The organism is Vibrio taketomensis (assembly GCF_009938165.1).
Taxonomy (GTDB): Bacteria; Pseudomonadota; Gammaproteobacteria; order Enterobacterales; family Vibrionaceae; genus Vibrio; species Vibrio taketomensis.
Window position 1 is genome coordinate 537,256 of the sequence record NZ_AP019650.1, and the last position, 15,633, is coordinate 552,888.

Annotated in this window: 8 protein-coding genes and 3 pseudogenes; 6 read left to right on the top strand and 5 right to left on the bottom strand. The window is 42.6% G+C overall.

The features are described 5' to 3' along the window. Positions 1-502: 502 nt before the first annotated feature. The 5 genes from Vt282_RS16150 to Vt282_RS16170 all read left to right on the top strand — a co-directional run bounded on the left by Vt282_RS16150 (position 503) and on the right by Vt282_RS16170 (position 6,793). The gene (locus Vt282_RS16150) at positions 503-1,510 is read left to right on the top strand and encodes a tetratricopeptide repeat protein (protein ID WP_162064052.1); all 1,008 of its coding nucleotides are present in this window, start codon (positions 503-505) and stop codon (positions 1,508-1,510) included. A 761-nt stretch (positions 1,511-2,271) separates the two neighbouring features. Then, the gene (locus Vt282_RS16155) at positions 2,272-3,594 is read left to right on the top strand and encodes a COG3014 family protein (RefSeq protein ID WP_162048060.1); all 1,323 of its coding nucleotides are present in this window, start codon (positions 2,272-2,274) and stop codon (positions 3,592-3,594) included. 9 nt (positions 3,595-3,603) lie between these two features. Next, a complete protein-coding gene (gene lpoB / locus Vt282_RS16160; protein WP_162064053.1) occupies positions 3,604-4,206 on the top strand; it encodes a penicillin-binding protein activator LpoB in 603 nt (200 codons plus the stop codon). Positions 4,207-4,253: 47 nt separating this feature from the next. Then, complete coding sequence (locus tag Vt282_RS16165) at positions 4,254-5,666, top strand: DUF6844 domain-containing protein (RefSeq protein ID WP_162048062.1); 1,413 nt, start codon at positions 4,254-4,256, stop codon at positions 5,664-5,666. Then, positions 5,666-6,793, top strand: coding sequence for a hypothetical protein (locus tag Vt282_RS16170; protein WP_162064054.1), 1,128 nt, complete (start codon positions 5,666-5,668; stop codon positions 6,791-6,793). Before Vt282_RS16165 ends, Vt282_RS16170 begins: the two co-directional genes overlap by 1 nt. Positions 6,794-6,889: 96 nt before the next feature. Here Vt282_RS16170 and Vt282_RS16175 read toward each other — a convergent pair. The 3 genes and pseudogenes from Vt282_RS16175 to Vt282_RS16185 form a co-directional block, all read right to left on the bottom strand. Further along, positions 6,890-7,943: pseudogene (locus Vt282_RS16175) on the bottom strand (porin). 1 nt (position 7,944) lies between these two features. Next, entirely contained in the window at positions 7,945-8,430 is a 486-nt protein-coding gene (locus Vt282_RS16180) for a hypothetical protein (RefSeq protein ID WP_162064055.1), read from the bottom strand. A gap of 17 nt (positions 8,431-8,447) precedes the next feature. After that, positions 8,448-11,539, bottom strand: a pseudogene (locus tag Vt282_RS16185) (response regulator). Positions 11,540-11,888: 349 nt separating this feature from the next. On the opposite strand from Vt282_RS16185, the gene Vt282_RS16190 reads away from it, so the two are divergent. Beyond that, positions 11,889-12,128 (top strand): YdcH family protein, encoded by a 240-nt coding sequence (locus Vt282_RS16190; protein WP_162064056.1) that lies wholly within the window; start codon positions 11,889-11,891, stop codon positions 12,126-12,128. A gap of 59 nt (positions 12,129-12,187) precedes the next feature. On the opposite strand, the pseudogene tkt reads toward Vt282_RS16190, so the two are convergent. Further along, positions 12,188-14,178: pseudogene (gene tkt / locus Vt282_RS16195) on the bottom strand (transketolase). Positions 14,179-14,271: 93 nt separating this feature from the next. Next, positions 14,272-15,222 (bottom strand): transaldolase, encoded by a 951-nt coding sequence (gene tal / locus Vt282_RS16200; protein ID WP_162048067.1) that lies wholly within the window; start codon positions 15,220-15,222, stop codon positions 14,272-14,274. Positions 15,223-15,633 lie beyond the last annotated feature (411 nt).

Sequence of the window (15,633 nt, forward strand, 5' to 3'; positions counted from 1 at the left end):
GTTGACTGATATTGATGTGTTTATCAATATATCTTTATTATAGATGAGCTGATGATTTTCGTTCATTCGCTAAGGACGGTTTAGATGTTACGAACGAAGGCCTGGCGGTCTCAAATGCTCACACTTACTTACGTATTTCATCGTTAAGTGGGTCATCTTGAGGTATGATTCGTCAACTAGTTTTCGATGTGGAAATTTACATGTTTATTGTTAAACGACTTATCAAGTTGGCGCTGATTACCGCCGTTTTTTTAACTATCTTTGACTTGATTCATACAGGCGAAGTAACTTGGGTGTATCGTTTATTTGGGCTCATTTGAGCAACTAGCGCGGCCGCTACTTTGTTAGCGGCTTTTTTGTGTCTGTAGAAACTCTTGTTGGGAGAGTAAATATATTCAGTACGCTGAACGGCAAGTTGATGGATTGTGATGCGCTTTGAAATTAACTAGCGTTTCGTTTGCTATAGTTGTGCGATAAATCAACACTTTACATGGATGTACAGATGATCGCACCTCGCCGAGTTTTAACCTTAGTCCTACCGCTTTGTTTCTCATCAGCGGCCTTTAGCTATGATTTAAGTGAGGAGTATTTTGAGGGGGAAGAGCTAAAGCTATTGGTTGCCGCTGAAACCTCTAATGATAGTGCGACCTTACTGTCAGCTGCAAACCTACTTATCGAAGAGGCGATGTTCGAAGATAACGTTCGTCGTGGCTTTGACTATATTTTACGCTTAGCTAATCGCGGTGATATAGAAGCAATGATCATTCTCGCAGACCACCATTATGGTCATGAAAATTTTGATAAAGCGTTGAAATGGTACCACCAAGCAGAAGCATCAAAGGATCCCTATGTACTGTATAGCCTAGGTGTGATGTATTTTGATGGTGAAGGTACACAGGTCGATCATCAAAAAGCCAATCAGTATTACCAAGCGGCTGCAAAAGGCGGTGATTCAGATGCCATGTATCAGTTGGCCTTTTCTTATAACGATGGCAAAGGCGTGACACAGGATTTTGGGAAAGCTGCCTATTGGTTTGAACAAGCTGCGAATTTGGGTGATACCAGCGCAATGTACAATTTAGGGATATCCTACCTCAATGGCGAAGGTGTGAAGGAAAGCTGTACCAAAGCCATGTCATTATTTACTCAAGCAATTGATCTCGATGAGCACGCATTGTCTTACGCCAAAATGGGCGACATTTATTCCTTTTCTCAATACAAAAGTAAGTGTGGCTTTAAAACCAGTGATTACAAAAAGGCGTTCGAGTTCTATAGCTCTGCCGCGATGAACGGGAGCCCTCATGGCCAGTACTCACTTGGTTACGCTTATCGCCATGGGCATGGAACATGGAGTGATTTTGTACAAGCTTTGGCTTGGTTTGAGGTTGCTCAGCAATACGGGTCATCAAGCGCCCAAGTGGAAATCTCTGAAATCAAACAACATATGTCAGCGAAAGATATTGCCGAAGCGAGTAGGGTAAGAGAATCCTTATTGGAAGAAATTTGGTAACTAGCGATGTACTCTGCCCCATTACTCGGAGTGGATTGTTCAAGACCGAAATCATCAGCTACTTACTCTGATTGCTATTCTTTGACTCGCGGATAGAAAGTCAGTGACACGCTGTATCAATATTAAACAAAGTTGCTCAAGTTAATATCAGCATCTTTTTCTGAAAAGGACACAAAAACATTGGTGATGAAATTTGTATCTAAACTTTATTGCACATAAGTAGTTTTATTTAATTTTTGTATTTATAAAATTAATCGTAAGGATAAAATAAAAGAATGTTATGGTGTTTATGTGTTTTAATGACACTCAACTTTTGAATGAAAAATAATCAATTGACAAGGGCCTGACAAATCAAAAATAGTAATTATTGCTCGGTATTTAGTCGCTCAAGTTTGGTTTTATAAATGAAGTAGGGGTTGATTATTTGTCGTTCTATTTGTAATTTCACTTTTGTATAAAAAATGCTCGCGATAAGTGTCTGAAAATTAGAGGTTATTGATCTGAATTTGTTTCTTTCTTGTAAGTAAGGCGTTGAATAAAATAATTCCCACTACTCGTTCTTTGTGATTATTTGTCCAATCTATAAAATTCTATGGTTTTAGTATGAAATATATCTTGTTTTTAATTAATTAAGTTGAGTGGTTATTTTAATTTTGATAATTTCGCCGCTCAAAAACATACTTATGTAGTATCGAGTATAAAAATGAAATTAAAAAATTAGTCTAGTGGTGGGTGCTGTTCTTCTTTCTGGCTGTACAAGCATGATGCAGAAGAACGATTTTGATGCGTTTAATACCAAGGTAAATGTTGGTGACTTTGCTGGCGCATCACAAGTGGCTTTAGATCATGCGGGCTACGACGCTGAAGAGGGAACGACCGATGATCTTTTATGGACAATGCAAGCTGGTGCAACGTTGAACTACGCAGGTCAATATGAACTGTCAACAAAGTTGCTTGATTCAACTGAAACCATGATGAAAAAGGAAGACACTGAAGGCACAGTAGCAAAAACCGCTGAGCTTGTTGGTTCTATTGCTGGTAATGATGCCATGTTGGATTACGAGCAAAGACATTATGACGGTGTAATGACTAATACAATCAAAGCATGGAACTTTATTGCTCAAAATGACATGCAAAACGCACGTGTCGAGCTTAACCGTGCAGAAGAACGTCAACGCCGCGCAGCACAATACTTTGCAGATCAAATCAAAGAGCGTAAAGCAGAGCTAGAAGAGGAAGCTGGCGAAACAGATAAGCTAGTTAAAAAAAGCCTTGAATCTAAGCAAACTAAAGATGCACTAAAAACCGCAGGCATCGAATACGGTCAATGGAAGCCATATGGTGGCTACGTAAACCCGTTCACTACGTACAGTTACGCTCTGCACACCATGCTAACTGGTAAAACCAAATCAGATTATCAAAAAGCAGCAGATTCATTTAAGCGTGTTTACTCAATGACTAATTCAAAAGTTGCTAAGAGTGACTACGAATTGGCACGACAACTTGCTCGCGGTACAAGCAAGACCAAGCTTAACAACAAAGTTTGGGTTGTTTTTGAGAACGGTCAATCTGCAGTTAAAGAAGAGAAACGTGTAGATTTACCTGTTTTCTTGTTGTCTGACGACATTGCCTATACAGGTATTGCTCTGCCAACGCTAAAAGCACGTGGTAAAGCTTACAACAACATCTCTATCAACGGCGTAAATACAGACGTTGTTGCAAATATGGACAAAATCATTGGCGCTGAATTCGATAAAGAATTCCCATACATCCTAGCTCGTGAAATTACCCGTGCAACGGTTAAAACAGTCGCGCAAAAACAAGTTGCTGATAAAGATGCGTTGTTAGGTGATGCGTTTGCATTGCTGCAATTGGCAACAACGGGTGCTGATATTCGTTCTTTCTCTGCGCTACCAAGTGAATACCAAGCAGCACGAGTTGATGTTTCTGGTAGCAAGGTAACCATCAAAGCTGGTAACTACACAATGCCAGTTGAGCTTCCAAAAGATTCGAAAAAACACATCATCTACGTGAAGTCAGTGTCTCCAGTTGTTGAACCGACTATCAAAGTTGTAAATATCTAAGAGGTTAATATGAAAAAATATGCTTTAGCTCTAGCACTTGCTACGACTACGTTAGTGGGTTGTAAAACGACGACGTCATACATCGATGCATCAGATGATAAGACAAATATCGTGGCTGCATTGTCATACGCTGACTTTAGTAAAGCGGCGAACGAGCTTTCTGATGAAATCATTGCAAGCCCATTGATGACTCATCCTCAAGCGGCTCAAGGTGGTCGTTATATCGTGTACGTGAACGACATTGAAAACGACACAATGCAACGCCTAGATACTGACCAACTGACAAAATCTATCCGTGTCCGCATGCTTCAATCAGGAAAATTCCTGATCACTACTGCGTTTGGCGAAGATGATGCAACAACAAAGATGCGTCAGCTAAAAGATTCAAAGATGGTTAAGCAATCAACAGTGAAGGGTAACGATCAAGTTTACGCTCCTGATTTCAGTCTGTCTGGCAAGATCTTACAACGTAACGCGACGCTAGATAACGGTGACACGCGTATTGAATACTACTTCCAAATGTCTCTAACCAATATCGAAAATGGTTTGGCGTACTGGGAAGGCGAACGTGTGGTTGGCAAAGTAAGCGATGGCGACACAGTAAGCTGGTAATTAGCAATGGGCAGTCTATCTGCCCATTTGTTGTTTGAGGATTAAAAATGAAATTGAATAAATTACTTCTAGCAATGGCCGTTTCTGGTTTTGCGTTTAATGTCATTGCATCTGAGTCTCCAACGGCATTGCCACAAGAGCCTGAAGTACCACAAGAAGTTCTTGGTCAACAAAGTGATCAAGACGTAACGAAAGCCAAGCCTGATGTCGATACATTGGACGAAGTAGAACGTAAACTGAAAAAGTACGTAAGACATGTTAAATCAAGCTTAGAGAAGCAAGGTAAGCAGCATAAAACGTTTGTATTTTATGGCACTGCGGATTTAGAAATTGATGTTAACGACCCGAACTGGTCGAAAAAGCGTGAACGAGCGCTAGAAGAAGCCATCTTTAACGCGCGTAAGCAATACCTAGAAACGCTAAACACGGATGTAGACACAAGTACTATCTCGTCAATGTCAAAAGTAAACGGTCTTCCTGCACCAACGATGGATGACTTCCGCAATGACGACAAGCTGGTTAGCTTTATCGATAAAGTTGTTGCAGTTCTAGATGCAAAACTTGACTCTGAGCTAGAAGAAATGGGGATTGACCCAGAGCAGTACAAGGCAGCTCCACCTGCAATTAAACGCGACCTATACAAAAAGTCTGTGGTTGAGCAAACTGAACGTTCAGCGTATGGCGACCTAGCGGGCATGATGGTTGTGAAAGTATTCGAAGAGGTTCGTGATTCTGGCCAAGGTACTATCGGTGCAGTACTGGTTTTATCTGCGAACAAGCGTGATCAAGTACGTGCGATGATTGAGTCGAATGGTCAAATCAATGCGGCACCAGCGAAAGCAAATAAAAACTTTGGCAACATCTACGACTACCTTGCTGCTCAAGAAGATTCGCTATACCTGAAAACGGGCACGCAAATCGTTTACGATGCAGATGGTTACCCGATGATTATCGCTTATGGTCAAGCAGGTGTAACTTACTCGAACTCTTCGGCTAAGAAACGTATTGAGCGTGACGTAGCGAAGAAATTTGCAACTAACAATGCATGGGCTAACCTAGCAAGAACGTACAACTTAAGTGGTGATTTTAAAGAGACTACTTCAAGTGAAACTCAAGTGAGTGAAAGCGAAAAATTTGAGAAAATTGCAGATTCAATTCGCCATACATCGGCAGGTTTGACTGAAAACCTAATTGAGCAGATTGAAAGTCGCACTTCAATGAGTGCTTCTCTTCGCAACATGACGGGTGTCAGCCCTGAATTCGAATGGCGTCGTCAACATCCAGTCTCTGGTCATGAGATGGTGGGTACTGTTTTAGTATGGCACCCAACCAAAGTGACTCATGCGATTAACCTTGCTAGTGGCAAGAGTGAATCTCAATTAGACATGGAAATGGAAGAGCAAAGCGATTCCGTCAACTCTGCAGAGTCTGAAGACATGTTTGATGCGGCGGATTTCTAATGAGAACGAATTGGTTACTTGCAGCAACACTCTGTGCTGTGTCATCAGTGGCTTATGCGAAAAGCTACGAGACTGTAGTTACATCAGGGCAGGGTGAAACACTTGATCAAGCGATCGATGTTGGCTTACGCCGTGCTGTAGAGCAAGTGTCGGGCGTGTCTATCGATAGTGGCCGTATTTCAACAACGACCTACAGTTCTGACAACGAAAAGAGTGATGTTAAATCTGCTCTTGTTGAAGGTACTGAAATGACGACCAAAGGCAATGTGAAGTATCGAATTTTAAGCGAAAAATGCTTAAACGATTTCTGTAACGTTCGCTTGGAAGTTCAAGTCGAAGTTGATCCTAGAGATAAAGTGAAAGATCTCAATGCCAACCGTCGTACGATTGCAATGGGTGATTTCACGGGCCCTCATAGCAAGACAATGACTAACAAGGTGAAAGATCTGCTTGTTCAAGACCGTAAGTTTAAAGTCTTGAATGATAAGTCTGATCCTGCATTGCAATACCTAGTCACAGGTAAAGTAGTCGAAGCCGCGACGCATAAGCGTGTTGTCGATAACTCACGTACCGTTGAGCTAACCGGTGAATACATCAAAGATGTTAAAACTTACTACAGCTCTAAAGTATTGATTGAGTTCAAGATCATTGACGTGATGCATAATCAAATCAAATGGTCTGCAACGATTCCGACTACCTCAAGTCGTAACAACTTGTCGCTACTTATCGACCTCGCAGCGGACAAAGTCTTTAATCAACTAAAAGATAATATTTATCCGTTAGTGGTGCTGGTGGGTGAGAATGGTTCCATCGTTCTAAACTCAGGGGGTGATACAGTAAACCAAGGTGAATATTTTGATGTATTTACTCTGGGAGAGAAGTTCATCGATCCTATCACCAAAGAAAGCTTAGGCCGTGACGAGACATATGTCGCAACGGTTAAAGTGGCAAAAGTACTGCCTAAATTGGCATATTTGGAAGTGGTGAAAGGGAACAAAGCGTCGATTAAGACGAATAGTATCGCGCGTAAGTCTGAGTATCGTCCGGCGGTGAAACCGTCTACGGTAAGCAAACCTAAGCCAAAACCGGCACCAGAAAAAGAAAAGTCGGTAGGTATTATTCTTTAATATTAAGCCCCAGCATTGTCTGGGGCTTTGTTTTTATCGGGAGTGGTAATATGCTCTGGTGTCATTCTGAGCAAACCAGTTCTGATTCTTAGGTTACTAAAACACAAAGTTAAGCATTACGGTATACAGATTGGCATGCTCATCTTGTGGCAGAGTAACAAACAGTCCTTCACCACCTTTCTCTGTTGAGACATATTGCCATTCTGCGTTGATTGAAACGTTATAAGAAATATCATAACGAGTACCGAGTAAAAGACTATCGCCGTCTAAGTCGTCGTTTGCGTTATATTGCTGTGCATAAGAAATGTAGGGAGTCCAATGACCAAATCGGTGAGCAGCCATTGCATACCAAGACCACAATCGGTCATTTTTTTGGGCTTCTGCGGTTAGGGTGATATTATCAAAGTCATACTCTGCCCCTAACGAAAACAGTTCGATGGTACTGTTTTTATCTACTACTATGGGATCAGGCAAGTCGCTAATCCTAATGATGTTATCGTACTTAGATTTTAGATAGGCAAAATTCCAACGATAGTTGTCAGCACTTAATGACAAGTTCATGCCAAACATTTCATGCGTTTTGACTTCAACAGTCGTCATATCGTTGTATTGAATCTTTCTGTCATCCTTAAGACCAAAAAGGCGTGATGTCTAAGGTGTATTGTTCGCCAAATTCTTGCGTCCAGGTGAAACTACCGCCTTCGAAATAAGTAATGCCAAGAATACTGTTGTAGACCTCGCTCGGGGGACGAACAGGGGTATAGGCTTGACCAACATAATAGTATTCAGAATAAAGGAAAAGTGGGTTTCGTAGACGTCCGACATGCACTTGCCAATTTTCATGACTGTATGCCAGATACGCCCATTCTAATTCAGGGTCATTCCAATTATCTTGTGGTCTTTTAACCACTTGTGCTGATGCGTGAAAGCCTTCATGGTACATATCAAGTTGCAAACCAAATATGGTGTCGCAATCAAAACAACTGGTATCTTCGATATCTCGATGCAGTAATAGTGGTGTGTCGTTGTCACTTTTGGCCCAGGAAGTCGAGCCGAAACCACTGAGTGAAATATTGTCAGAGAGCTCTATGTTGGCATAAGCTGGCGCAACCAATGCACAACCTAACAATAAGGGAATACGGTACGTCATATTAGTTTTCCTCGCTGACAACAAACAGAATGTTGGCATTTGTTGGAAGTGCTTCAACAGGCGCATAGCCGATACGATTAGGCTTTTCTTGCATCCATTCAATCAAACTTTGTATTTCTGAATTCGAGATCTCTTTTGGTGGACGCGCTTTGCCTGAGAACGACAAAGCTGCCCAGTGAGCATTCATTTGCGCGCTGCTTTTTCCAAGCAGGTAACGATAAAATTCATCTCGTTCTTGGCTATTGGCGGGCCAATCTGCAAGTTCGAAACGCTTACCATCGATGGATTTGGTTTTGCCCCGATACAACTTGCGCGCTTTGAATTCTGACATCTCGTCAAACGAGGTATTTAAGGTAAATATGGCGTATTGCTCAGCCGCCAAAGCATAGCTGGGCAGCGACATCCAGAAGGTGGATAAGCAAAGGAACAGCAACATCGCTTTATTATGGACTGAGCGATGTGTGTGATCTTGTGTAAAATCTTTCATTCGGCTTCGTCCTGCATTTAAACGATACTTTCGATTTTATCGATGAGTATTTTTTTACGAACCGGTTTGGCGACATAGGCATCCATCCCGGAATCAAAACAGCGTTGAATATCATCGTCAATGACACTCGCTGTTAGAGCAATAATAGGTATTTTTGCTAGCCCCATCTTTTGTTCAACCCGACGAATTTCTCGTGTTGCTTCAAACCCGTCTTTACTGGCATCATGCAGTCCATTAAAACCACATGGTAATCGCGATTTTTACGGTACAGATCGACTGCAATCTGGCCGTTTTCGGCAACATCATAGCTGTAGCCTGATTTTTCCAAAATCAATGCTGCTACTTTTTGGTTGACTGGGTTATCTTCAACCAATAGCACTTTGCCCAAGTTTGGCGTCGGTTTTACTTGTTCATTTTTGACCGAGCGAATAATAGAGGATGCTATCGGTGCTGCTTTATTTTCATGTTTGAACTCAGCATGGTGAGCCAGTTTTTCAAGCAACTCATCGGCTTTAAACGGCTTCGCTAAGTAATCATCCATTCCTGCGTCAAAACATTGCTTAATATCTTCATCAAGCACACTGGCTGTCAGGGCAATGATTGGGATTTTATTTGAAGTCAGGCGCTCAAAATCACGAATCTTTTTGGTTGCATCAAACCCATCTAACACTGGCATCATGCAATCCATCAATATGACTGAATAGCGGTTAGGATAGGCCGTATACATTTGCACGGCTTCCGCACCATCGTGAGCGACTTCGAAATCGATACCTGAGCCAGTGAGATGGATACCGGCAATTTTACGGTTTACGCTATTATCATCCACTAATAGGATTCGTTTTTGTGCATCAGGGATGTCGTGCTGAATTTCGGTTTGCTGAGTCAAGCTTGTCGGCTGTTTATCGAGCAGTGCTTTTAGCAATCGCTGACCTAGTAATGGTTGAGTGACCACTGATTGGATGCGATTGGAAAACTCGTATGGTTGGTTGAGAAATGGCCTTATTACGCACAATCGTGCTGCGTCAGGGAAGTTTGCTAATTGGCTTTCGTACTCGCTTGGTGTTTGGCAAACATTTTCGACAAAGATGACCAGTTCAGGTGTTTGCTCGCTTTGGGCTTGAGATTGCTCAATCGACGTAAACTGCGCAAAGTGGTTTAAACCAAAAAATTCCAGTTCTTGTGCGATGAATTTTCGTTGTTGATCATCATTAGCGATCAGATAAACAGGATTACAGCTGACTCGTTTTCCGCTATAGCTTTGCTCAGAGATATCGAGTTGTAGAGTGAAATAGAAGCGACTTCCTTGATTTTTCTTGGATTCAAGCTCGATTTTACCCCCCATTAAATCGACCAATTGGCTACTAATTGCTAAACCAAGGCCAGTACCGCCAAACTTACGTGTGGTAGATTCATCTTCTTGGGCAAAAGGTTTAAAGATTTGTTGTTGTTTGGCCTCATCGATACCAATTCCGCTGTCTGCGACAGAAAACTCTAAGTCGACTTTGCCTTGAGATTGATTTTTTGCGATGACGCTGATGGAAACTTTGCCGCTATTGGTGAACTTTACTGCGTTAGACATAAAGTTCATCAAAGTCTGTCTTAGTCGGTGGTCATCAACGTCGACTTTGTATGGGGTGTCGCTGCTGATAAATACGTCTAGTTCGAGATGCTTTTCTCGGACTTTTGGTGCAATGATAGAAGCAACATCGTAAATCACTTCACGGATCGAGGTGGATTGCATATTAATTAATAACATCCCAGATTCGATTTTCGAGAAATCGAGAATGTCATTGATAAGGCTTAGTAGCAGTTGGGATGAAGTTTCTATCGTATCAACATAGTCTCTTTGTGAAGCGGTCAGTTCGGTTTCTGAAAGCACTTCGGAAATCCCAATGACACCGTTTAACGGTGTACGGATCTCATGTGACATGTTGGCGAGAAAGCTACTTTTAGCTCGGTTAGCTCGAATTGCAGCATCTTTGGCATTCTCTGCATCTTCTTTCGCTTGTGTTAGGCGCTCGTTAGCGGATTTACGCTCAATGGTTATCCGTTCAACTTCTTGAGCAAAGCTACCTAACTCATCCTTACTGCGTATATTTTGTGTCAGGGAACTGAGGTTTTGGTTGTCGTCGGATTTGATGTAATCCAGTACGAGCTTTAGATTGAAGGTAATCTGGTGTGTCAGTTTGAATGCAACGTATACGACGAGCAGAGTAAGTAACGCCACGGATGTTACATAGGCGTTTCGCTCAAATTGTGCTTGTTCGATCGATTCTGAAATTCGCTGCTCAATTTGGAACTCGATGGTTGTCCCTACATCATTGAGTAGGGCGAGGCGAGCGCTCATTGCACTCACACCCATTTGGATTTCAGTTTGGGTGAGCGTTTGTATCGATTCAATCGAACGGAGATTGAATTTAAAGTCTTGGCTTTGAATAAACGCAGGGTTACTAAATGCTTGGATCATCAATTGAACTTGCGCGTCATCGGCATTGAGATTGACAAAACGTTCTACAAATAACTGCTGTCGCTCGGCAAGTGTTTTTAGTTGGTCGGAGATTTCTTGATCATAGTCGCCAGTCAACTCGTAGGTTTCGACTAATACCTTACTTAATAGTGTTTCCTCTGTGGCCCAAAACATCATCCATTCGAGCTGAATCAACGCATTGATATTGCTTTGTACATCAACAGGGACGTTGGGAAACTCTATTTTCTCCAAGCCAAGCAGTACTTCTTGATAGAGTGAAGCTTGCCATTCGTAGTTGTCGAGCAACTCTTCGATATCGTTGTTGTGAGTGAGTTCTTGGTGAGTAGAGATCAGGTTTTGTACAGCATCTCGAATATCTTCGACTTGCTTCTCACCAAATACCTGGGGAATTAACTGATTGAGCGATGCCGTCGACATTGAACCTACATTTGGGGAATACACACTGGAGATGCCGCGAAGTAATGACGTGGTATTGGTTGCTTTGACAAGCGCTTCAGTGCTCTTGTTAAGTGTTGATATTTGCATAAATGCAAGATAAATAAGCATTAAAACGGGGAGAAGCGCTAAGCCATATAACTTGTATTTGATTGAGAGGTCTTGCCAAGAATGCAATTTGCTCATGACTAGAATTATCCAAATTTTTTCATCTAATATGCAAAGTGTAGAAGTTGATAGTGTTAAGACCAGTGTAACAAAGTGATCTTACTAGCATTTTTACGAATTGTTGTTGCGAGACGTTTACTGAAAGCTGTCTTTATTGGCGGTGAAAATAAAGTTATTTCTTTTTTACTTTCAAAGTAGTGTGAGTATGCAACGTTGATTTGGAAAATAACATTTGTGATCACCCGGTGAAATTACATAAAACCACGCGATGTTCAGGGAGCGATCTGGTCACTTCCAAACTACACTCTAAACAATGCCTTCGTTGGCAGAAGAAGGTGGAGTGAAGAGTTGGACGCAAGGAGTCATTATGTTAGGAGAGAATCATTCGCTATTGCATGAGTTTCCGGAACATGAAGAAATAATTCATAAACTAACGCAAAGCGATATGGCATTTGCTAATGATGCTAAAGATTACAATAGTTTAGATAAGGAAATTCGGGTGTTGGAGTTACGAGGCTCGCCAATCGACGATGCTGAGATGGCAAAGCTTAAGCACACAAGAGCGGTACTAAAAGACTCGCTATACCAACGAATAAATGGCAAATGATAGCAAACACCCGCCTTTTGGCGGGTGTTTGCTAGAGGTAACTTGCTGTGTGTACGTAATTACGCTAGCAATTCGTTTGCTGTGCCTACCACGTTTTCAACCGTGAAGCCAAACATTTCAAACAGTTGCTCTGCGGGCGCTGACTCACCAAAGGTTGTCATACCGATGATGCGACCATCGAAACCTACGTATTTGTACCAGAGTCTGCAATGCCCGCTTCAATTGCGATGCGTGCTGTCACATCTGATGGCAGGACTGATTCACGGTAAGCTGCATCTTGCTTATCAAAGGCATCGGTTGATGGCATTGATACCACACGTACCGCTTTACCTGCTGCTGCAAGCTCTTCAGCTGCTTTCACTGCTAGTTCAACTTCAGAACCAGTCGCGATAAGAATAAGCTCTGGCTTGCCAGCACAATCTTTAAGAATGTAAGCACCTTTAGCGATGTCAGCCACTTGCTCTGTAGAGCGTGGTTGTTGTGCTAGGTTTTGACGCGAGAAGATCAGCGCTGATGGGCCATCTTTACGCTCAATCGCCAGTTTCCATGCTACTGCTGATTCAACTTGGTCACATGGACGCCATGTGCTCATGTTTGGTGTTAGACGCAGAGATGCGATTTGCTCAACCGGTTGGTGAGTTGGGCCATCTTCACCAAGACCGATAGAGTCGTGGGTGTAAACCTGGATGTTCTGAATTTTCATCAGAGCCGCCATGCGCATTGCATTACGAGCGTATTCCATAAACATTAGGAAGGTTGCGCCGTAAGGAACGAAACCACCGTGCAGTGCGATACCGTTCATGATTGCCGTCATACCAAATTCACGTACGCCGTAGTGAATGTAGTTACCAGAGAAGTCGTTTGCTTCTAGCGATTTAGAACCCGACCACATGGTTAGGTTTGAAGGTGCTAGGTCCGCAGAGCCACCCATAAATTCAGGTAGCATGGCACCAAACGCTTCTAGTGCATTTTGTGATGCTTTACGTGATGCAATGTTCGCTGGGTTTGCTTGAAGGTCTGCAATGATTTGGCTTGCTTTCGCTTCCCACTCAGCAGGGAGTTCACCGTTTACACGGCGTTTAAACTCTGCCGCTTCTGCTGGGTACGCTGCTGCGTATGCGTCAAATTTTGTGTTCCACGCTGCTTCTTTGTCTGCGCCTGCCGCTTTAGCATCCCACTCAGAGTATACGTCTGCTGGAATTTCAAAAGGACCGTATTCCCAACCAAGTTGCTTGCGAGTCGCTGCAATTTCTTCCGCACCTAGTGGCGCACCGTGACAGTCATGTGAGCCTGATTTGTTTGGTGAACCAAAACCGATGATGGTTTTAGTACAAATTAGAGTCGGACGTGGGTCTGCTTTCGCAGCGATAATTGCCGCATTGATAGCTGCAGAGTCGTGACCGTCTACTGCTGGGATTACGTGCCAGCCGTAGGCTTCAAAACGCTTCGGTGTATCGTCAGAGAACCAACCTTCTACGTGACCATCGATAGAGATACCGTTGTCATCCCAGAATGCGATTAGTTTACCAAGGCCTAATGTACCAGCTAGAGAGCATGCCTCGTGTGAGATACCTTCCATTAGACAGCCATCGCCCATAAACACGTATGTGTGGTGGTCAACGATGTCATGACCTTCTTTGTTAAACTGCGCAGCCAGTGCCTTCTCTGCCATCGCCATACCAACAGCGTTAGTGATGCCTTGGCCTAGTGGACCAGTGGTGGTTTCGATACCAGGAGCATAGCCATACTCTGGGTGACCTGGTGTTTTAGAATGCAGTTGACGGAAATTTTTCAGATCGTCAATCGATAGCTCATAGCCAGTTAGGTGCAATAGAGAGTAAATCAGCATTGAGCCGTGGCCGTTTGATAGCACGAAACGGTCGCGATCAGCCCATTCAGGGTTAGCTGGGTTGTGGTTTAGATGTGAACGCCAAAGTACTTCAGCGATATCAGCCATACCCATAGGAGCCCCAGGGTGACCTGAGTTAGCTTGTTGAACTCCATCCATGCTTAGAGCACGGATTGCATTAGCTAGAATTTTACGATCCATAATTATTTCCGAATATTGTTTCTGTCTCACGAGACAAGGATAAATAGATGTAGAAGAGGGAACGTTCTCGTTCCCTCTTTAAATAGTTTTGGATTACAGTTTTGCTGCGATCATTTCTTCAAGTTTGCCTTGGTCTACAGCAAAGTTGCGAATGCCTTCAGCTAGTTTTTCAACTGCCATTGCATCTTGGTTGTGCTCCCATAGGAACTCAGCATGTGTCATTGCTGCAGGACGTGCTTTAGCGCCTTTAGAATCGATAAGTTTTTCAACCACTTCGCCTTCTGCAGCTTCAAGTTCAGCCAATAGAGCTGGTGCGATAGTTAGACGGTCACAGCCAGCAAGCTCTAGGATTTCGCCGATGTTGCGGAAGCTTGCACCCATCACGACAGTGTTGTAGCCGTATTCTTTGTAGTAGTTGTAAATGCTAGTTACAGATAGTACACCTGGATCTTCTTGAGCTTCAAAATCACGACCTTCTTTCGCTTTGTACCAGTCCATGATTCGACCAACGAATGGTGAGATTAGGAATACGCCCGCTTCAGCACAAGCACGAGCTTGAGCAAATGAGAATAGCAGCGTTAGGTTACAGTTGATGCCTTCTTTCTCTAGAATTTCAGCAGCTCGGATACCTTCCCAAGTTGAAGCAAGTTTGATTAGGATGCGGTCGTTAGAGATGCCAGCATCGTTGTACATCTTGATAAGTTGGCGAGCTTTCGCTACTGATGCTTCCATGTTGTATGAAAGGCGAGCGTCAACTTCAGTAGAAATACGACCTGGGATAGTGGTAAGAATTTCTTTACCGATGTTTACCGCAAGCATGTCACATGCGTCTTGTACTTGCTGAGCTTTGTCGCTGCTTTGCGATTTTGCGTATTCAATCGCTTGATCAATCAGCGGTGCGTACTCTTCAATTTGAGCCGCTTTAAGAATTAGAGAAGGGTTAGTAGTTGCATCTTCTGGTTGGTATTTTTTGATTGCATCAATTTCACCAGTATCTGCTACGACAGTTGTTAGCTTACGAAGTTGCTCTAATTTATTGCTCATAATTGATCATCCTATTTCGTAGTTGAAGAACCAGATGTTCTCCAACATTTGTAAGCGCATTAATGAATAGTTCATAGCTAAAAATAGTTCGCTTCTACTCACTAATTGGAAATTTTTTGGCTAATGAACAAATGACATGAGCATTTGATCTCTAGCTGAGTAAATGATGTAGCCATATTTATCCTAACTAAGGCCAAAGTCAATTGGATCTTTCTTGTTAGAGTGATCTAAATCACCATTTATTTAGGTGAAAAACAAAAGTATGACGATGAAACGTTTGCTTAGTGACTGTAATTGCTGGCTATGTGTTGCAAGCATCAAAAAAACAAAATGAGAAAATGTAACACAGGTGAGCATATGTTGCGAAATGAAGTGCGGGTGACATATGCTAAGTCAATGAGCGGATGCTCA